This window comes from Mycobacterium sp. 360MFTsu5.1, assembly GCF_000383495.1.
Classification (GTDB): Bacteria; Actinomycetota; Actinomycetes; order Mycobacteriales; family Mycobacteriaceae; genus Mycobacterium; species Mycobacterium mucogenicum_B.
Genome location: NZ_KB911473.1, coordinates 88163 through 107332, shown reverse-complemented (window position 1 = coordinate 107332; position 19170 = coordinate 88163). Strand labels below are relative to the sequence as shown.

Annotated in this window: 17 protein-coding genes; 1 reads left to right on the top strand and 16 read right to left on the bottom strand. The window is 67.7% G+C overall.

The features are described 5' to 3' along the window. The 7 genes from upp to H289_RS0125230 all read right to left on the bottom strand — a co-directional run bounded on the left by upp (position 1) and on the right by H289_RS0125230 (position 10630). Complete coding sequence (gene upp, locus H289_RS0125260; protein WP_020103639.1) at positions 1 to 630, bottom strand: uracil phosphoribosyltransferase; 630 nt, start codon at positions 628 to 630, stop codon at positions 1 to 3. A gap of 9 nt (positions 631 to 639) precedes the next feature. Further along, the gene (locus H289_RS0125255) at positions 640 to 1875 is read right to left on the bottom strand and encodes a URC4/urg3 family protein (protein ID WP_020103638.1); all 1236 of its coding nucleotides are present in this window, start codon (positions 1873 to 1875) and stop codon (positions 640 to 642) included. Beyond that, complete coding sequence (locus H289_RS0125250) at positions 1872 to 3164, bottom strand: GTP cyclohydrolase II (protein ID WP_029105728.1); 1293 nt, start codon at positions 3162 to 3164, stop codon at positions 1872 to 1874. The genes H289_RS0125255 and H289_RS0125250 overlap by 4 nt, the downstream gene beginning before the upstream one ends. Before the next feature lie 90 nt (positions 3165 to 3254). Then, entirely contained in the window at positions 3255 to 7307 is a 4053-nt protein-coding gene (locus tag H289_RS0125245) for a bifunctional nitrate reductase/sulfite reductase flavoprotein subunit alpha (RefSeq protein ID WP_020103636.1), read from the bottom strand. A 148-nt stretch (positions 7308 to 7455) separates the two neighbouring features. Beyond that, a complete protein-coding gene (locus H289_RS0125240; protein ID WP_020103635.1) occupies positions 7456 to 8286 on the bottom strand; it encodes a sterol desaturase family protein in 831 nt (276 codons plus the stop codon). A 12-nt stretch (positions 8287 to 8298) separates the two neighbouring features. Beyond that, the gene (locus tag H289_RS0125235) at positions 8299 to 9003 is read right to left on the bottom strand and encodes a FadR/GntR family transcriptional regulator (protein WP_020103634.1); all 705 of its coding nucleotides are present in this window, start codon (positions 9001 to 9003) and stop codon (positions 8299 to 8301) included. Positions 9004 to 9136: 133 nt separating this feature from the next. Then, positions 9137 to 10630, bottom strand: a complete 1494-nt coding sequence (locus H289_RS0125230) for an MFS transporter (protein WP_020103633.1) — start codon at positions 10628 to 10630, stop codon at positions 9137 to 9139. Between the two features lie 173 nt (positions 10631 to 10803). Here H289_RS0125230 and H289_RS33940 point away from each other — a divergent pair, with 173 nt between their 5' ends. After that, positions 10804 to 10929: a hypothetical protein gene (locus tag H289_RS33940; RefSeq protein WP_020103632.1), complete on the top strand. Its 126-nt coding sequence runs from the start codon at positions 10804 to 10806 to the stop codon at positions 10927 to 10929. A gap of 170 nt (positions 10930 to 11099) precedes the next feature. On the opposite strand, the gene H289_RS0125220 is transcribed toward H289_RS33940, so the two are convergent. The 9 genes from H289_RS0125220 to murC form a co-directional block, all read right to left on the bottom strand. Beyond that, positions 11100 to 11588 (bottom strand): hypothetical protein, encoded by a 489-nt coding sequence (locus tag H289_RS0125220; RefSeq protein ID WP_020103631.1) that lies wholly within the window; start codon positions 11586 to 11588, stop codon positions 11100 to 11102. Positions 11589 to 11598: 10 nt separating this feature from the next. Beyond that, entirely contained in the window at positions 11599 to 12402 is an 804-nt protein-coding gene (gene wag31 / locus H289_RS0125215; protein ID WP_020103630.1) for a DivIVA-like cell division protein Wag31, read from the bottom strand. Positions 12403 to 12670: 268 nt separating this feature from the next. Beyond that, positions 12671 to 12964: a YggT family protein gene (locus H289_RS0125210; protein WP_020103629.1), complete on the bottom strand. Its 294-nt coding sequence runs from the start codon at positions 12962 to 12964 to the stop codon at positions 12671 to 12673. Between the two features lie 122 nt (positions 12965 to 13086). Further along, positions 13087 to 13713, bottom strand: a complete 627-nt coding sequence (locus tag H289_RS0125205; protein ID WP_020103628.1) for a cell division protein SepF — start codon at positions 13711 to 13713, stop codon at positions 13087 to 13089. Positions 13714 to 13778: 65 nt separating this feature from the next. Continuing rightward, a complete protein-coding gene (locus H289_RS0125200) occupies positions 13779 to 14582 on the bottom strand; it encodes a YggS family pyridoxal phosphate enzyme (RefSeq protein WP_020103627.1) in 804 nt (267 codons plus the stop codon). Continuing rightward, positions 14579 to 15289, bottom strand: coding sequence for a peptidoglycan editing factor PgeF (pgeF, locus tag H289_RS0125195; RefSeq protein WP_081633546.1), 711 nt, complete (start codon positions 15287 to 15289; stop codon positions 14579 to 14581). The genes H289_RS0125200 and pgeF overlap by 4 nt, the downstream gene beginning before the upstream one ends. A 42-nt stretch (positions 15290 to 15331) precedes the next feature. After that, on the bottom strand, positions 15332 to 16510 hold the full coding sequence (gene ftsZ / locus H289_RS0125190; RefSeq protein WP_020103625.1) for a cell division protein FtsZ: 1179 nt from the start codon (positions 16508 to 16510) through the stop codon (positions 15332 to 15334). Between the two features lie 247 nt (positions 16511 to 16757). Next, positions 16758 to 17750: a cell division protein FtsQ/DivIB gene (locus H289_RS0125185; RefSeq protein WP_020103624.1), complete on the bottom strand. Its 993-nt coding sequence runs from the start codon at positions 17748 to 17750 to the stop codon at positions 16758 to 16760. Beyond that, positions 17747 to 19156 (bottom strand): UDP-N-acetylmuramate--L-alanine ligase, encoded by a 1410-nt coding sequence (gene murC / locus H289_RS0125180; protein WP_502685713.1) that lies wholly within the window; start codon positions 19154 to 19156, stop codon positions 17747 to 17749. The genes H289_RS0125185 and murC overlap by 4 nt, the downstream gene beginning before the upstream one ends. Positions 19157 to 19170 lie beyond the last annotated feature (14 nt).

Below are 19170 nucleotides of genomic sequence, written 5' to 3'. Positions count from 1 at the left end.
CTACTTGGTGCCGAAGATGCGGTCGCCGGCGTCGCCGAGGCCCGGCACGATGTAGCCGTGCTCGTCGAGCTGCCGGTCCAGCGCCGCCGCGTAGATCGGGACCTCGGGGTGCGCCGCCTGCATGGCCGCGACGCCCTCGGGACAGGTCAGCAGACAGACGAACTTGATGGAGCGCGGCCGGTACTCCTTGAGCCGGTCGATCGCGGCCACGGCCGAGTTTCCGGTGGCGAGCATCGGATCGCACACCACGATGTCGCGCTCGTGCAAATCGCTCGGCATCTTGAAGTAATACTCCACGGCGACATGGGTTTTCGGGTCCCGGTACAGCCCGATGTGGCCGATGCGCGCGCCGGGAACGACGCTGAGCATGCCGTCCAGGATGCCGCTGCCCGCCCGCAGGATCGAGGCGAAGACGAGCTTCTTGCCGTCGATCACCATGCCGGTGGTGGACTCCAGCGGTGTGTCGATCTCGATCTCGTGCATGGGGATGTCGCGCAGCACCTCGTAGGTCATCAGCGCGGAAATCTCGTTCAGCAGCGCACGAAAGCCCTTGGTGGACACGTCTTTCTGTCGCATCAGCGTCAGCTTGTGCTGAACCAGCGGATGGTCGACGAGATGCAGGTTACCCATGGCGCCCTCCTAGAAAACCGTGCCGTCACTGCTGATGGACAGCGGCGGGTTGCCGGCCCGCAGCTGCTGCGCCAGGGTGCGCCCGGCTGCCCAGGTGCCACCCTCCAGAACACAGGCCAGCGGCAGCGCCGCGGAATCGAGGCCGAGCGCGGTGCGCACCAGCGGCGCAAGCTCGTCCAGCAGTGCGACGGTCAGTGCTCGCCATTCGACGACCAATTCGTCGGCCACCGACCAGGTTCGGTCCGCGGCCGACGGATCCCGCAGGCGCAGAACACCGGTATCGAGCAGCAGGCCGCCGTTGCGGTATTCGGGCAGGCCGGTGAGCGCGTCCAGCCCGGTGACCGGCACGCCGGCCCATTCGAACGGCTCCAGTAGTGAGTAGGTCAGCCACTGCGACAGCTTGTGGAACGGCATCCACCCACGCGACAGCCCCTGTCCCGGCACTGCCGGGTGCGGCCAGCAGTCACCGAGTGGGATGCCGCCAATGTCGTTGTCGGCCAGCCAGACTCCGGAAAGGGTGCCCAAGAGCCGCACCAGGATGTCGTGCGCGTGGACTTCCGGGCCGGCCAGCACGTCGAACAGGCCGCCGGGACGCCCCTGCGGGCCGAAGACCTCAGGACGCTCGTCGAGCGCGGCACCGAGCCGCCGCAGCAGCTGCACCCGGCCGCTGAGCCCGACCAGCGGATTGTCCGGCGCGGCCTGAAATGCCTGGCCGAGGGCGGCGTCGTCGATGGCGCGCAGTGCCGCGGCGTCGACCTGCCAGGGCTGGGCCGGGTCACTGGAGAACAGCCCGTCGGCGAAGGCATGCCAACTGGCCACCCCGAGGCCTTCGGACCGCGTGAAGCGTTGACCGGTAATCGGTTCCGTGTAGCCCCAGTCGGGACCCGCACCGGCGTCGAGCAGCACACTGACCACGGCCAGGTCGATCATGGCGCGGGCCTGAGCGGCAGCGTCCAACCCGGCCAGCCGGGCGCGCAGGTCGGCGGTGCGGTCGACGCCGCCGGCCTCGAAATGGCGCCAGCGGCTGTGGTACGGGATCGCCAAATCCGGGTAGCGCGTGCGGGTGACGTCGGCGACGAGGTCAGCGGCCTGCGCCAGTGCGTCGTCATCGACCACGAACCAGCGGGACTCCCCCGCGCGTGCCCGGCGCAGCAGGAACTCGGCGCGTTCGCGGACGGCGCCTGTGCTGCGCAGGATGCCGACCGCGACGGCGCTGTCGGTGCCAGTGCCGGTGCTGATTGTCATGACGTGAGTCCGCGGCCCTTGGCGATCTTGAGTTCGTCGGCGTCGGGCACCGGTCCGGGGGTGAAGTAACCGGCGGCCGTCTTGGCGTCGATCTCGACGCGGGCATCGGCCGGGATCAGGTCGTCGGGGATGTTCACGCGTTCGCCGACCTCGATACCCGACCCGGTGATGGCGTCGTACTTCATGTTGCTCATCGACACCAGGCGATGAATCTTGCGGATACCGAGCCAGTGCAGCACGTCGGGCATGAGTTCCTGGAACCGCATATCCTGCACTCCGGCAACGCATTCCGTGCGGGCGAAGTACTGGTCGGCGGTGTCGCCGCCGACCTGACGCTTGCGCGCGTTGTACACCAGGAACTTGGTGACCTCACCGAGCGCGCGCCCCTCTTTACGGGAGTACGCCACCAGGCCGACCCCGCCGCGCTGCGCACCCTGGATGCACTCCTCAATGGCATGCGTGAGATACGGCCGGCACGTACAGATGTCGGAGCCGAACACGTCGGATCCGTTGCACTCGTCGTGCACGCGGGCGGTCAACTCCACGCTGGGGTCGGCGAGATCGCGGGCCTCGCCGAAGATGTAGACGGTCTGCCCGCCGATGGGTGGCAGGAAGACCTCGAGGTCGCCGCGCGTGACGAGTTCGGGGTACATACCGCCGGTCTCCTCGAACAGCACGCGGCGCAGTTCCGTTTCGCTGCAACCGAATCGCGCGGCGATCCCGGGGAGGAACCAGACGGGCTCGACGGCCGCCTTGGTCACCAGCGCGGCGCCATTGTCCAGCAGTACCCGGCCGTCGGGGCGGAGCCGGCCCTTGACGATCGCCTCGGCGACCTCCGGCAGCATCACGTGGGCCTTGGTGATGGCGATGGTCGGCCGGATGTCGTAGCCGGCGGCCAGTTCGGCGGGGAACGCCTCCGCGACCATGGCGCCCCACGGGTCCAGACTCACGATCGCCCCGGGGTCGGCCCACTGTGGGTACGGGCCGACCACATCGGTGGGCGCGGTGTTGGTCAGGTCGGCGCGGTGCTCGGGCGACAGCGCCCCCGCCGCCACCGCCAATGCCCGGTAGACGCTGTAGGAGCCGCTGTGGGTGCCGATCACGTTGCGGTGCGCGCGCGTGGTCGTGGTACCGATCAGCGGACCGCGCTCAGCGGCGGTCGCTGCACCCCAGTGGATCGCCAGCGCGTCGGCCGCGCCGCTGTGCGACGTCAGCCGGATGTGGCGGGCAGGGCCGCGCGGCGGCACCGCGGCAGAAGGACCTGACGCTGCGTCCGAATCCAAGACCATCGACATCGCTCCTTCCCGGCAAGCTCCAGTCAACCCCGAAACCGCCGGGTGTGCAGCGGTACCGCCGGACCGCCTGGCCCGGCACGCCGATCAGTAGACGTCGCGGACGTAGCGCTTGTCGGCGATCAGCTCACGCTTGTAGTCGTGCGCCGCCGATTCGGACATGCCGCCGTGGGTCCTGATGATGTTGGTGAGCGCCGCGTCGACGTCCTTGGCCATCCGCGTCGCGTCGCCGCAGACGTAGAAGTGCGCGCCGTCCTCGAGCCAGCGCCACAGAATCTCGCCGCGCTCGCGCATCCGGTGCTGCACGTATACCCGGCGCGCCTGGTCCCGGGAGAACGCGGTGTCCAGCCGGGTCAGCAGGCCGTCGGCAGCGAAGGCCTCCAATTCGTCTTGGTAGTAATAGTTTTCGGCCCGGTGCTGGTCGCCGAAGAACAGCCAGTTGCGGCCGGTGTGCCCCAGTGCCCGACGCTCGTGCAGGAAGCCGCGGAACGGTGCGATGCCCGTGCCGGGACCGACCATGATCATCGGCGTCAGCGCATCCTCGGGCGGCCGGAAATGCGGCGCCGGCTGCAGGAACACCGGCACCGTCTGCGCCCGGTCGGCGAGGTAGGTGGATGCGACGCCGTGCCGGGTGCCGCCACGGGCGCCCTCGTAACGGACGACCGACACCGTCAGTTGCACCTCGTCGGGACTCACCAGCGGGCTGGACGAGATCGAGTACGAGCGTGGCGCCAAGCGCACCAATGCATCTCGCCACTCCTCTGGTTCCGCGCGGACCGTGAACTCTTCGACGAGGTCCAGGCCGGTGCGGCCGTCCAGCCAGCGGTCGCGTTCCCTCCGGGGCGCCCGCAGAATCTTGGCGCGGCCGCGTTCGGCCACGAAGTCGATCAGGTTCGGCGACACCTTGCAGATGTCATATGACGTGGTCAGCGCATCGCGAAGCGCGGTTTCGCCGCCGTCGATCTCGATGACCTCATCACCGGAGAGGCCGGTCGCCGCCAGCCATGCCGAGACGGTCTCCGGGCAGTTGGCCACCACCACGCCGAGCGCGTCGCCGACGCCATAGCTGACGTCGTGCCCGGACAGGTCGAAGCCGATCTGCCGCACTTCCTTCGTGCCACCCTTGGTCAGCAGAGTGTTGCGGCACAACGGGACCGGCATCGGGTTGTTGCGGGTGAACGGCTTGGCAGGTGCGGCAGGTTTGGCGGGTGCGGCGGGCCTGGCGGGTTTGGCCGGCGCGGCCGGCGCGGCCGGCGCCTGTGGTGTTGCCGCGGCCAACTCGACGGCAGCATCGGACCAGTGCGCCAGCGGCTCGTCGTCGTATGCCTCGCAGTCCGCGCGGTCCAGCAGCAACGTGGCCCCGAGTTCGGCGAACCGGCCGTCCAGGGATTTGGCGTAGCCGCAGAAGTTCTCGTACGCCCGGTCACCGATTCCGAGTACGGAGTACCGCACCCCGGAGAGATCCGGCGCATCGGCGGCGCTCAGGCGAGCCCAGAAATCGACGCCATTGTCGGGCGGCCCGCCGTCCCCGAAAGTGCTTGTCACGACCAGGACTTCGCCCGCGGCGGCGAGCTCGTCCAGCGCGGTGTCGTCCAGAACCTGCAGCCGGGCCCCGGCGATCCTCGCGGCCAGTCCGGCGGCGAACTCCTCGGCGGTGCCGGTCTGCGAGGCCCACAGCACCAACGGTCCCGCGGGCTCCGGTGGGACATCGAGGGCGGGCACCGGACCCGCGACGCTGTGTGCTCCGGCCAGCGCTCCGTCGACCCACAGCCGCACCATGCGGCTGACGGGCGCCGACGCGGGCAGCACCGGGACCCCGGTGGATTGCTCGACGCCACTGAAAAAGCCGGACAGGTAGACCTTTTCGGTGTCGCTGAGCGCGGGAGGTCCGGCCAGGCCGAGCGCGGCGGCCAGCGGGTGGGTGCCGGCACCGATGAGTGCGGCGAGAGGCTCGACAACGGCCTCGGTCACGACCGGCGCCAGTCGTACCGCGCACACCTTGAATTCGGGCTGCAGCGAATCGGGGTCCACCGCGTCGTTGGTGACGGCGTTGATCGTCAGCTGGTCACCCTGCTGGTCGTTCCAGTGGAACGGCGCGAAGCAGCTCCCCGGCCGCACCCGGTCGGTCAGGACGGCCGGCAGGACCGCCGTGCCGCGGCGGGACGAAACCTCTACGGACACACCGTCGGTGATCCCGAGGTCAGCCGCGTCGGCGGGATGAATCTCGATGAACGGCTTCCCGGTCAGCTTGTTGAGCTTCTCGACCTTGCCCGTCTTGGTCATGGTGTGCCACTGGTGTTGCAGCCGACCGGTGTTCAGCACCAACGGGAATTCGTCGTCGGGCAGTTCCCTGGCGTCCAGGTGCGGGCGGGCGTGGAACACCGCTCGGTGCGAGGGCGTCGGGAACGCCAGCCGCGGCCGGTGCCCGTCCGCGCCGACGAACAGGTCCTGGCTCACGCCGTCGTTGAGATAGCGGATCGGGTTCCGGTCGCCACTGTCCGGCGGGCACGGCCACTGCAGTGGGGTCTCCCGTAGTCGCTCGTACGTCACGCCGCTGAGGTCGTAGCCCGTCCGGCGGTTGGTGAACTGACGGATTTCGGCGAACACGTCCTCGCTGGACTTGTACTCGAAATCGTCGCCGAAGCCCATGTGCCGGGCGACATTGCAGATCAGTTCCCAGTCGGGCCGCGCGTCTCCGGCGGCGGGGATGCTCTGCTGCAACAGGGTCAGGTTGCGCTCGGAGTTGATCATGACGCCGTCGGCCTCAGCCCACAGCGTCGCGGGCAGCACGATGTCGGCGTGGGCGTTGGTCGCGGTGTCCTGGTAGGTGTCCTGGGTGATGACCAGCTCGGCGGCCCTTAGGCCGTCGATGACGGTCTGCCGATTGGCCACGGAGGCAACGGGATTGGTGCAGATGATCCAGACCGCCTTGATGTCACCGGTCCCCAGCTGCCGGAACATCTCGATGGTGCCGGGGCCGACGTCGGTGCGGATGGTGCCCGGTTCCAGCTCCCACTGCTCTTCGACGAAGGCCCGGTCGTCGGCCGACGTCACCGCACGCTGCCCGGGCAGACCCGGTCCCATGTAACCCATTTCGCGGCCGCCCATGGCGTTGGGCTGGCCGGTCAGGGACATCGGGCCGCTGCCGGTGCGGCAGATGGCGCCGGTGGCCAGGTGCAGGTTGCAGATGGCGTTGGTGTTCCAGGTGCCGTGCGTGCTCTGGTTCAGGCCCATGGTCCAGCACGACATCCACTCCCCTGCCTCGGCGATCATCGCGGCGGCACGGCGGATGTCGGCTTCGGGGATTCCGGTGATCTCGGCGACCTTCGCCGGCGGATAGTCGGCGAGGAACGCGGGCATGGTCTCCCAGCCCTCGGTGTGCTCGGCGATGAATTCGTGGTCGATCGCACCACTTTCGACCAGGAGGTGCAGCAGGCCGTTGAGCAGCGCCAGGTCGGTGCCGGGTTTGATCTGCAGGAACAGATCGGCCTTGTCGGCGGTCGCGGTGCGGCGCGGGTCGACGACGATCAGCTTGGCGCCCTTGGCGATCCGGTCCGCCATGCGCAGGAAGAGGATCGGGTGGCAGTCGGCCATGTTGGCGCCGATCACGAAAAACAGGTCGGCCGAATCGAAATCGGTGTACGACCCGGGCGGGCCGTCGGCACCGAGCGACTGCTTGAATCCGGTCCCGGCGCTCGCCATGCACAGCCGGGAGTTGGACTCGATGTGCACGGTGCGGATGAAGCCCTTGGCCAGCTTGTTGGCCAGGTACTGGGCCTCGACGGTCATCTGCCCCGAAACGTACAGCGCCACAGCGTCGGGACCGTGTTCGTCGATGATGGCCCGCAGCCGGCGCCCGGCTTCGGCGGTGGCGTCGTCGGTGGCGACGCTGACCATCTCGCCATTGCGCCGCACCAGCGCGGTGGTGAGCCGGCCGTCGTCGGCATGCATCAAGTCGGCGTGCGTGGCGCCCTTTGTGCACAGCCGTCCGAAGTTGGTGGGGTGCAAGCGGTCCCCGGATACGCGTGCGATCACAGGCAGCCCGGTACCGGCGTCGGTGCGGGTTTCGACCGAAATACCGCAACCGACACCGCAGTAGGAGCACGCGGTGCGTGTGGTGTGCGCTCCCGGGGTGGCCATGACTCAGTTCTACGGGCCGCCGATGCCGCATCCGTTGCGCGACTATGTACTGCGCGTCAACCCGAGCTCACCTGGCCGTCAGGGCCTGGTGCGCAACATGTTTCATGCCGGAATCACGATGGAAACCTGCCGGAAATCTGTGAGCTGCTTACGCGCTGTCGGGCGACCAGCCCGGTCCACGGAACGTGTGTCCAAAGCGCTGCCTCCACGTCTTCGCCGCGCGGACGTCTCGCCAGATGGCGGTGTATTCGTGCGTGGCAACGCGTAGTGGGTTGAAGGTCTTGATGTTCTTGGTCAGGCCGTAGACCACGCGCTCACCCTCCGGCCGGAAACTGCCGAACAACCGGTCCCAGATGATCAGGATGCCACCGTAGTTGGTGTCCAGGTACTGGTCGTTGGAGCCGTGGTGCACCCGATGGTGCGACGGCGTGTTCATCACGAATTCGATGGGCCGCCAAAGCTTTCCGATCCGTTCGGTGTGGATGAAGAACTGGTAGAGGAGGCTGACCGACTGCTGCAGCAGGATCATCCACGGCGAGAAGCCGAGGAACGCCAAGGGCAGCCAGAACGGCAGCGCCGTGAACGGCGTCCAGGTCTGCCGCAGTGCCGTCGACAGGTTGTAGTGCTCGCTGGAGTGGTGCACGACGTGGCTGGCCCAGAACACCCGGATCGTGTGGTGGGTGCGGTGATACCAGTAGTAGACGAAGTCGTCGGCGACGAAGAGCGCGATCCAGGTCAGCGGATTGTCGGCGGGAAGATGCACCGGCGCGACCAGATAGGCCGCGCTGAGCGCCGCCAGGACCACCAGTTTCCACCCGATGTTGATGATGACGTTGCCGATGCCCATCGTGAGACTCGTTCGGGAATCCCGGAATTCGTAGCCGACCTCGTCGTCGTCCGGCAGGAAGCGGAAGGACAGCGCCTCGAGCACCAGACAGAGCACGAACACCGGCACGGCGTGCAGGATCAGATCGAACATGGGCAATGACTCCTACTGCTGAGCGGAAAGGATTTCGACGACCCGGCCCAGCAGGTCGTCGGCCACGCGGTGAGCGGCGTCGGCGTCGCGCGCGACGAGGTGCTCGGCCAGCGTGATGTGGGCGTCGCGGTCGGCCAGTTCGGCGGACGTACCGAGGTCGGCGATCGAGCCGAAGCCGATGTCGGCGAATGCCGCGACCAGCGTGTTCAGCGCCAGCCGGTACGCCAGGTTGCCGCTGCCGTCGACGATCGCGGTCCAGAACGTCAGGTCAGCGGCGATCGATTCGTCGGTGTGCTGCGCCGGGTAGGCCGCAGCGGCATCGGCGATGGTCGTCAGCTGTTCGTCGGAGGCGTTCCTCGCGCACAGCCGGGCCGCATCGGCCCCGACAGAGCGGCGCATCACCATGATGTCGCGGGCGATCTGCAGCGCCGGCACGGCGCCGGTGGCGGCGAGGGCGCTGAGGACGTCCAGGCCGGCCGTCTGCTGCCAGTCTTGGACCCGGGTCTTGCCGCCGTGGCTGATGCGTACCAGCCGGGCCTGCTGCAGCCGCTTGAGCGCTTCCCTGATGGCGTGCCGGTTCACCGCGAAAGCGAGGGCCAGCTCGCGCTCGGACGGCAATGCGTCGTCGACCGCGGCACGGCCGGACAGGATCTCGTCGACGAGGTGCGCGAAGACCGAGTCACTGACCGCGGACCGCGTGACGGGTGCGATGTCCATGGGGTCAATGATCGGGGCCACCGCGACAAGTGGTCAACTGGTTGGACCAGTTATCTGGATCACAAACACGGCTGGACCAAACAGCGAAATGCCCCGCGGGAAACTCCCGCGGGGCATTTCGGCGAACTTCCGGCTACGTTGCCGGAACGAAATCCCGGCCGACGTGCTCGCCCGTCGCCGCGCGCAGATGCGGCTGGCGCAGGAACACGAACCAGGTGACGACACCGCACACCACGTAGAAAGCGAGGAACACCCAGAACGCGGTGGTCGCCGAGTGGGCCGGCCCGGCGTACGACGCCCGGAGCACGACGTTGACGAGCACACCACCGAACGCGCCGACCGCACCGGCGAAGCCGATCAGTGCGCCGGACATGCTGCGCGACCACAGGGTCTTCTCCGCGGCACTCAGCTCGTCCTTGCTCTGCGCCTTGGCCTCGAAGATCGACGGGATCATCTTGTAGGTCGACCCGTTGCCGAGGCCGGTCAGGATGAACAACACCATGAACGCCGTGATGTAGACGGCCATCTGGGCGCCGGTCGCCGCGCCCTTGGTGGCGTCGTCCCACATGCCGGTGCTCACCAGCACAGCGGTGACGATCGTCATCGCGGTGAAGGTGTACAGCGTGATCTTGCCGCCACCGATCTTGTCGGCGAGCTTGCCGCCGAACGGACGCGAGATCGAGCCGAGCAGCGGGCCCAGGAAGGCGATCCACGCGGTGTGGATGGAGGCGTCGAAGTTGGCCTTGGCCAGCTCCTTGGCGGCTTCCTTCGGCAGCTTGGCCACCGACGCGACGTGGTACTTCTCCAGCAGCGGTGCGACGTCCTGCGCGGTGAAGTTGATGTTCAGAATCTGGGTGAACGCGAAGCTGAACCCGATGAACGAACCGAAGGTGCCGATGTAGAGGAAGCACATGACCCACGAATTGCGGAACTTCATGGCCTCGACCATCGCCGAGAGGTTCGACTTCTGCCCCTGGATGTTGTCCATGAACAGGGCGGCACCCAGGGCGGCGCCAGCCAGCAACACCAGATAGATGGCGCAGACGACCTCGGGACGACGGTTGCCGAGCGTCGCGATGGTGACCAGGCCGATGATCTGGATGACCGGCACACCGATATTGCCGCCGCCGGCGTTCAGGCCCAGGGCCCAGCCCTTGAGTCGCTGTGGGTAGAAGGCGTTGATGTTCGTCATCGACGACGCGAAGTTGCCGCCACCGAAACCGGCGACTGCGGCGACGATCAGGAACGTCGTGTACGACGTCCCCGGATGCATCATGAAGTACATGGTCAGCGCACACGGGATGGCCAGCATCAGGGCGCTGAAGATCGTGAAGTTACGGCCGCCGAACCTGGCCGGTCCGATGGTGTACGGAATGCGCATGAACGACCCGACCGCGATCGGGACGGCGCCGAGGACGAACTTGCCGAGCGCATCGATGCCGTAGACGGCCTGCGGCATGAACAGCACCATCACAGACCAGATGCTCCACACCGAGAAGCCGACGTGCTCGGCGAAGATCGACCAGATCAGGTTCCGCTTGGCGATGTCCTTATTGCCCGCGTCCCACGCAGCAACATCCTCAGCATCCCAGTGCTCGATGTCGCGGTTTCGACTCAACAGACTCACAGTGCCTCCAGGCCTCCCAGGTAGGAAATTGGTTGGCTACATATGTACGGGGGCGCGATGCCGCAGCTGTTGCCCTTCGGTGTCAGCAAAGTCAATAGGGGCTCATTCGCCCACGCGGGCTCGAGTGACCCGCGTGATTCACAGCCGTCGTCTCACCGCAACAAGCACGAAATGTGGGCGCGAACGCCCGGGTGGACGCCTGGCTGCCGACGGCGGTGCCGATCAGGCGGCCGATCCTGGCGGAGGAGGCCGAGGAGTACGTGAATTCACTTGTGGTGGCGATTCGCGGCGGTTATTGAAGCCAGGGACGTCTGATGGCCACAACTAGTACATGGCCTCGATCACGACAGCTCACCGTGCCTGGCGATTGAAGCCAAGTACTTCTCCGGCTCGGTCAACGAAAAAAGGCACCGCCGCGACGGGAATCCGTCGCGGCGGTGGCCTCAGTATGAAATTGGGAGCGCCGGGCTCAGGCCTTCTCGGCCTCGTCCTCGTCCGCCTTGGCTTCTTCGGTGCCTTCGGCTTCCTCGGACTCGGTCTCGCCGGCGGTCTCAGGCTCGTCGGTTTCCTCGGCAGCGTCGTCGGCCTCGGAGCTTTCGGCCTCGGCCGCTTCGGGCTCGTCAGACGCCTCGGCTTCGGGCTCGTCTTCCGAAACCTTCTCGGCCACAACCGTTTCGGGCTCGTCAGCCGGGTAGTCCTCGACAGGCTCCGCGGCCGCTTCTTCTTCCGCCGCGTCTTCTTCGCCGGCCTCGGTGGCCAGCGCGTCGTCGACATCGGGGACGGAGTCGGCCGCCGCACCGCCGCGCGAGCGTTCCCGCAGCGCGTCGACGATGAGCAGCAGCACCCCGATGACGCTGGCGCCGATACACACCCAGGCGATCAGCTCATTGCTCGTGACAATCGCGGTCACCAGCGCGGTCAGCCCGATGAGGGCAAGGACCAGGGCAATGATCAGCATTGGTCAGCCGTCAGCTGTTGCCCCGGTTGAACTGGCCGAAGCCAGCACCCTCGCCACCGGCCGCCGAATCCGCCGGAGCGGCAGAGCCACGCTGGCCGAGCTCTTCGAGCTGCGACTCCAGGTAGGTCTTGAGGCGGGTGCGGTACTCGCGCTCGAACGTGCGCAGCTGCTCGAGGCGGCCTTCCAGCACCGTGCGCTGCTGGTTGATGTTGCCCATGATCTCGGTGTGCTTGCGCTCGGCGTCGGCCTGCAGGGCGTCGGCCTTGTCCTGGGCCTGACGCAGCTGGGCCTCCGAACGGGTCTGCGCGTCGGCCAGCATGGCCTCGGCGCGCGCCTTGGCGTCGGCGACCGTGGTCTCGGCGGTGCGCTTGGCATCGCTGACCAGAGCGTCGGCCTGGGCGCGGGCGTCGGCGAGGGTCTTGTCGGCCTCGGCCTTGGCCGAACCGGTGAGACGGTCGGCGGTGTCCTGGGCCAGGCTCAGCACCTTGGCCGCGCGGACGTGGTGGTCCTCGCCGACCGGCGCGGCGACGGGAGCGGCCACCGGCGCGGGCGCAGCGACGGGCTCGGGCTCCGGTGCGGGTGCCGGCGGGGTGTAGACCGGAGCCGCGACCGGCTGGCCGGTGCGGGCGGACTGGAGCTCGGCGTCGAGTTCGGCGACCCGCTGCCGCAGATCACTGTTCTCTTCGATCAGCCGGGTCAGCTCAGTCTCGACGAGATCGAGGAACGCATCGACCTCATCCTCGTTATAACCGCGCTTGCCAATCGGCGGCTTGCTGAATGCGACGTTGTGGACGTCAGCCGGAGTTAGCGGCATCTTCTGCCCCCTTGCAGTCTGGACCGTCAATCGGTGTCAAAGTGTAGAGCGATCAAAGTGTAGAGCGATCGTGGAGTAACTGGCGTCCATCCTGTCACAGCAGACCCGTCGGTTGCAGGCGAGGTCCGGAATTAAGAACGAATTTCAATGTTTCATTGGAATTCGGCAACGCAGCCCGGCGTTCGGCGCGAATTGACCAAAACGAAAGAAGCGCATTAATTACATAAATGTAATTAATGCGCTTCTGCAGGTCAGAGGAACGTCGCGCTCAGGCCCCGACCTGATCGAACGACAGCCGCATGCCAATGAACACCACCATGAGCAGCACCACGATGGACAGGTCGACCCGGACCGGCCCGATGGTCAGCGGAGGGATCAAGCGCCGCAACAGCTTCACCGGAGGATCGGTCACCGTCATGATCGCCTCGAGGATCACCACGGTCAGTCCCCTCGGCTGCCAGTCCCGGCTGAATCCGCGGATGAACTCCACCACCACGCGGGCGATCAACAGCAGCCAGAAGACGAACAGCGCAAAACCCAGAATGTCGAAGAACAGGGTCAATGCAACAGACCTCACTAGCGCGGGAAAAGCGCCGACTGCTGTCGGCGCTTGAGAGCGAGCCTACCTAACGCAGACCCCTCCGGCCGGGGGCCGAAGGGGTCTTGCGTGGAGCTGCGTAGGTATTACTGGTAGCTGTAGAAGCCCGCCTCGGCGATCCGGCGACGCTCTTCGGCGCTGACGTCGACGTCGGCCGGCGACAGCAGGAACACCTTGGTGGCGACCTTGTCGAACGAGCCGCGCAGCGCGAAGGCCAGGCCTGCGGCGAAGTCGACGAGGCGCTTGGCGTCAGCGTTGTCCATCGACACCAGGTCCATGATCACCGGGGTGCCGTCGCGGAAGCGCTCACCGATGGTGCGGGCCTCGCTGTAGTCCTTGGGGCGCAGGGTCGTGATCTTGGCCAGGGCGCTGCCGGCCTCGAACAGCTCGGCCATGCGGCGGGGCTCCATGGCGACGGCGCCACGGGTGGCACCACGCAGGGTGTTGAAGCGCGGGCGCTCGAACTCGCGCGGGCCGCGAGCCGGCATCTCGTCGTAGCCACCGCGGTAACCCATGGGGGCGCTTTCGTATTCGCGGTCGTAGCCGCGCGGCTCACCACGGCCGTAGTCCTCGTCCTCGAAACGCTCGTCACGGGGGCGGCGCGGCGCCTGGTAGGCGCGCGATGGACGGTCTTCGTCGTCGTAGTACTCGTCGTCATAGTCGTCCATCGGCGCCATACCGAAGTAGGCCTTGACCTTGTGCAGTGTGCTCATCGGATGCCCCTAGCTAAGAATGTGGTGTCTGGTGACTGTGATGTAAGTGTGACTGGAGTGACTACTCATGGTGACGTTAGAGGACGCGGTCCCATTAGCGCGGTACCGACACGCACACACGTTGACCCGTGTCGCACCGCAATTTCCAGGTCGTTCGACATGCCCGCGGACAGCCCCAGCCGGTGGGGGTATTGCGTTTGGACCCTGAGCAATTCAGCCTCCAGCCGCGCAAACTCCGCTTCGGCCTCGCTGGCCAGCGGCGGGATGGCCATCAAGCCAGCCAGACCCAGCCCCGGAGCGGTGTGCGCGGCCGCGCACAACTCGTCGACCAGATCAGGCCGGTCCACCGGCACGCCGCCGCGGGCCGGATCCCCGTCGAGGCTGACCTGGATATATACCTGCAACGGCTCGGACCTGCGGCCCTGGTCCAGCGCCTCGATGGCGCCGCGGGACAGCGCCGCGATCAACGGCGCGGTGTCGACCGAATGCGCCACCGCAGCCCAGCGCGCCACGGCTCGCGCTTTGTTGCGTTGAATTCGGCCGATCATGTGCCATCGAATTGCATTGTTCGACTCTATGTTCGATGACGCATCCAACAATTCGCCCGGCGCTGTGATCAATTTCTTGTCCGACAAGGCGCCCGACACCTCGGCGACTTTGCCCGCCGCTTCCTGCTCCCGCGATTCACCGAATGCCCGACAGCCCAATCCGAACAGCGCAACAACATCACTCGCCGGAAAGAATTTGGTCACCGGAAGAAATTCGATGTCGGCCCGATCCCGGCCGGCGGCTGCCGCGGCAGCGTCGATTCGCGCCTGAATCCGGGCCAGCGACGCGGCCAGTTCGGCCTCGCGCGGCGCGCTGGTCATTCCATCCACACCACCGACGCCAGCCGCCCGGTCGGGGCGCCACGTCGGTGGCTGAACAGATTCGGATCGTCGACCGTACAGCGCGGGTCGATGTCGATGGCCTTGATGCCCAAGCCGGCCAACTGCTTGGCGATGCCGGCCCGCAGGTCCAGACCCACCGTGCCGCGGGCGGTCGTGGTGATGCTGCCCGGCAGCACCGCCTCGACGTCGTCGGCCATCTCGTAGGGCACCTCATAATTGCGCCCGCTGACCGCCGGGCCGAGCAGGACCGAAAGGTCCTGTACCTGCGCGCCGAGTTTCTGCATCGCCTCGACCGTGCGCAGCACCACGCCCTTCTGCGCGCCGACTCGTCCGGCATGCACGGCGCCCACCACACCGGCGCGGGCATCGCCCAACAGCACCGGCACGCAGTCGGCCGTGATCACCGCGAGCGGAAGCCGCGGCGTCGCGGTGACCAGGGCGTCGGTGTTGTCGTAGGCTCCCCCGGCTCCAGTTCCAGGGCCCTCGACAACTTCGACATGGTCACCGTGCACCTGGTTCATCCATACCAACGGGCCGTGCCCGATGGCCTCGGCCAGCCGAGTCCGGTTGGCCGCCACGGCCTTTGGATCGTCGCCGACGTGGTCACCCAAGTTGAACGTGTCGAACGGGGCCTTCGAGACCCCGCCCGCACGCGTCGTAGTCACTCTGCGGATACGGAACGTCACGATGACAAATTTATCCGGCGTATCCGCAACACTCGGTCACTGTCAGTGCTTCATGAACGGCGGCACGTCGACGTCGTCATCGTCGTCGCCACGGCCGCCGACGCTCACCGTCACACCGTTGGTCGCCGCCGGGACGCTGCCCGGGTCGGCGTTGAAGGCGCCGAGCTTGCCCGCGCTCGCCGCCCCGAAGGTCTGCGCCCGGTGCGCGCCACCGGCAGCAGCCGGCGTCGCCGTCGCACCCGGCACTGCCGAGGTGACGGGCTTGCGGCTCTGACCGGCGGTGTCGAACCCGGCCGCGATGACCGTGACCCGGACCTCGTCGCCCAGCGAATCGTCGATGACGGTTCCGAAGATGATGTTAGCCTCGGGGTGTGCGGCATCCTGCACCAGCGACGCGGCCTCGTTGATCTCGAACAGACCCAGGTCGCTACCGCCGGCCACCGACATCAGCACGCCCTGCGCGCCGTCCATCGAGGCCTCCAGCAGCGGCGAGTTGATGGCGATCTCGGCGGCCTTGAGCGCACGACCGTCGCCGCGGGCCGAGCCGATACCCATCAACGCCGTGCCGGCGCTGCTCATGACGCCCTTGACGTCGGCGAAGTCGACGTTGATCAGGCCGGGCGTGGTGATCAGGTCGGTGATGCCCTGCACACCGTTGAGCAGCACCTCGTCGGCGCTGCGGAACGCGTCCATCAGCGAGACGGCTGCGTCGCCCATCTGCAGCAGGCGGTCGTTGGGGATGACGATCAGGGTGTCGCAGCTCTCGCGCAGCGCCTGGATGCCCAACTCGGCCTGGTTCGAGCGCCGCTTACCCTCGAACGAGAACGGGCGGGTGACCACACCGACGGTCAGCGCGCCGAGCTTGCGGGCGATGCCGGCGACGACGGGCGCGCCACCGGTACCGGTGCCACCACCCTCACCGGCGGTGACGAACACCATGTCGGCGCCGCGCAGCAGCTCTTCGATCTCGTCCTTGGCGTCCTCGGCGGCCTTGCGCCCCACCTCGGGGTCGGCGCCGGCACCCAGGCCGCGGGTCGAGTCGCGGCCGACGTCGAGCTTGACGTCTGCCTCACTGAGCAGCAGCGCCTGCGCGTCGGTGTTGATCGCGATGAACTCGACGCCGCGAAGGCCCTGTTCGATCATGCGGTTGACGGCGTTGACGCCGCCGCCGCCGACACCGATCACCTTGATGACGGCTAGGTAGTTATGCGGGGGTGTCATCTGACGTCTTCCTCCCTGGCTCGGTTTGTCCTGAGCAAAACTTCTCGAATCAAAACCCTAAACCTCAACCATAGGGTTAGAGTTATGTCAAGTTGTTCCGCGCAAACAGAACGGTAGGGTGCGGCCGCGCCGCAGCCGTGCAGGCGCGCCGAGAGTTCACGCGATTTTTCTGCCCGGGCGAGCGAAGCGACGGGGAAATAGGTGGCCTGGCGAGCGAAACAGCGGCGACAGGCTGGAAGTCGATGAGCTACTTCACAGTGGGCAGGTCGGGACTGGACACGTCATAGGTGTGCCCCGGCTGCGTGAGCAGCGCGCCCAGCTTGAGCGCCTTCTCCTCCGTGCGGTCGGTGGTCCCCCAGATGACCTCACGACCGTCGTTGAGCGTCAGCGTGACAGCGGCGACCGACGGCGCCCCCACCCGCGCGACCTGGCTGAAGACCTCAGGACGCAGCGACAGCAGAACCTCGAGGGCCGCCAGGGTCGCCGGATCCTTCGGGCCGGGATTGTCGGCGTCGAGGTACGGCAGTCCCTGTGGCGGCGGCTCGGTCGCGAAATCCACGCCGTCGCGGTCGAACAGGTGCGGACCGTCCGGGTACTCCTTGGCCGCCACCGGGACCCGCTCGGCCACCGTGATCCGCAGCGTCGACGGGTATTCCCGCTGCACCCGGGCACTGGCCACCCGCCGGATCGTGGCGACCCGTTCGGCCACCGCGTCGGTGTTGACCTGCAGCAGCGGCGTGTCCGGTTTGACCGCGGCCGCCGCCGTCACCTCGTCCTCGGTGAGGGTCGCCAGGCCGGTGACCACCGTGTGCCGGACCGCCATGATCGGCGTGAAGTACAGCACCAGGCCCAGCGTGACGGCGACGACGGCCGTCACCGCCGACCACAACAACATCTTCAGGCCGCGGATGACGCCGCGCGTGGGCGCCTTGGGCTGGTCGGACAGGCCCGCCGCCCGGCGCCGGGCCTCCTGGCGCGCCTGCTCCAGGGCCCTGGCCCGCTCCAGCGCGATGCGGCGTTCCTCCCGCTCACGCCGGGCACGGCGACGCGGGCCCTCGTAGTCGGGTGACGCAGGATCGGCCGATGCGGCGTCCGGCGCCTCGGCGGCGTCCTCCTCTGCCGCGGTGTCCGGCGCGACGTCGTCTGCCACCTCGTTCTGCACTGTATCGCCCTGCACCGTGTCGTCCTGCGCCGCAACAGGTTCGGTAGCCGGCTCCCCCGAGCCGTCCTCCACGGTCACGGCGTGGGCCGTCCCGGGGCGGCACGGTTGGCCTTGACCTCGAGTGCGGTCAGAATCTCGCGACCCAGCAGCGTGACGTCGCCGGCGCCCATGGTGACGATGACGTCACCGGGACCGGCCTTGGCCGCCACCTGATCGGCCACCGCGGAGAAGTCCGGCACGTAATGCACCGGGGCCGAGACGTGTTCGACGATGCTCGCGCCGCTGACGCCGGCCAGCGGGGCCTCCCGTGCGGCATACACGTCGAGGACGAACACCTCGTCGGCACGATCCAGGGCCTGACCGAATTCCTTCGCGAAAGTCTGTGTCCGGGAATACAAATGCGGCTGGAACACCACGATGGACCGCGACGTGCCGGCCACGGCCCGCAACGCCTCGAGCGTCGCCCGAACCTCGGTGGGATGGTGCGCGTAGTCATCGAAAACCCGGACGCCGTAAGCGGTTCCGACCGCCTCGAAGCGGCGCCGCACACCTTCGAACCCGGTGAGACCGTCGAGCACGGCCTCCGGATCGGCACCGACCTCCCGGGCCGCCAGCAGCGCGGCCAGCGCGTTGAGCGCCATGTGCTTGCCCGGCACCGACAACCGCATGCCCCGGCGGTGCGGCTCGCCCGCCAGTTGAATGGCCGCCACGCCGCCGGTGCCCTGCTGCTGCCAGGTCAGCAGCGTCGCCTCCAGATCCGCACGCTGTGCACTGCCCATGCCGTACCGCAGCACGCGCACGCCGCGCTCCGCCGACCGCTGGGCCAGCGCCTCGGCACCCGGATCGTCAGCACACACCACCAGCGCACCACCGGGACGCAGCCGGGCCACGAAGTCGTCGAACACCGCGGTGTAGGCCTCGACGCTGCCGAAGTGGTCCAGGTGATCGGCCTCGATGTTGGTCACCACCGCCACATCAGGGGTGTATTCGAGCAGCGAACCGTCGCTCTCGTCGGCCTCGGCCACAAAACAGTCACCGCTGCCGTGGTGCGCGTTGGTGCCGGCCTCACCCAGGTCCCCACCGACGGCGAACGACGGGTCAAAACCGCTGTGCTGCAACGCCACAATGACCATCGACGTCGTCGTGGTCTTGCCGTGCGTGCCGGTCACCAGCACCGAGCGGTAGCCATCCATCAGCTTGGCGAGCACGACGGGGCGCATGATCACCGGGATGCCGCGCCGGTGGGCCTCCACCAGCTCGGGGTTGTCCTTCGGGATGGCGGCGTGCGTGCTGACCACGACGGTCGGACCGCCCGGCAGCATGTCGAGCGACGACGCGTCGTGCCCGATCCGGATCTCGGCACCGCGGGCCCGCAGCGCCGCGACACCACGGGACTCCTTGGCGTCCGAGCCGGACACCTGGCCGCCGCGGTCCAGCAGAATCCGGGCGATACCGGACATCCCGGCACCGCCGATACCGACCATGTGCACCCGAGCCA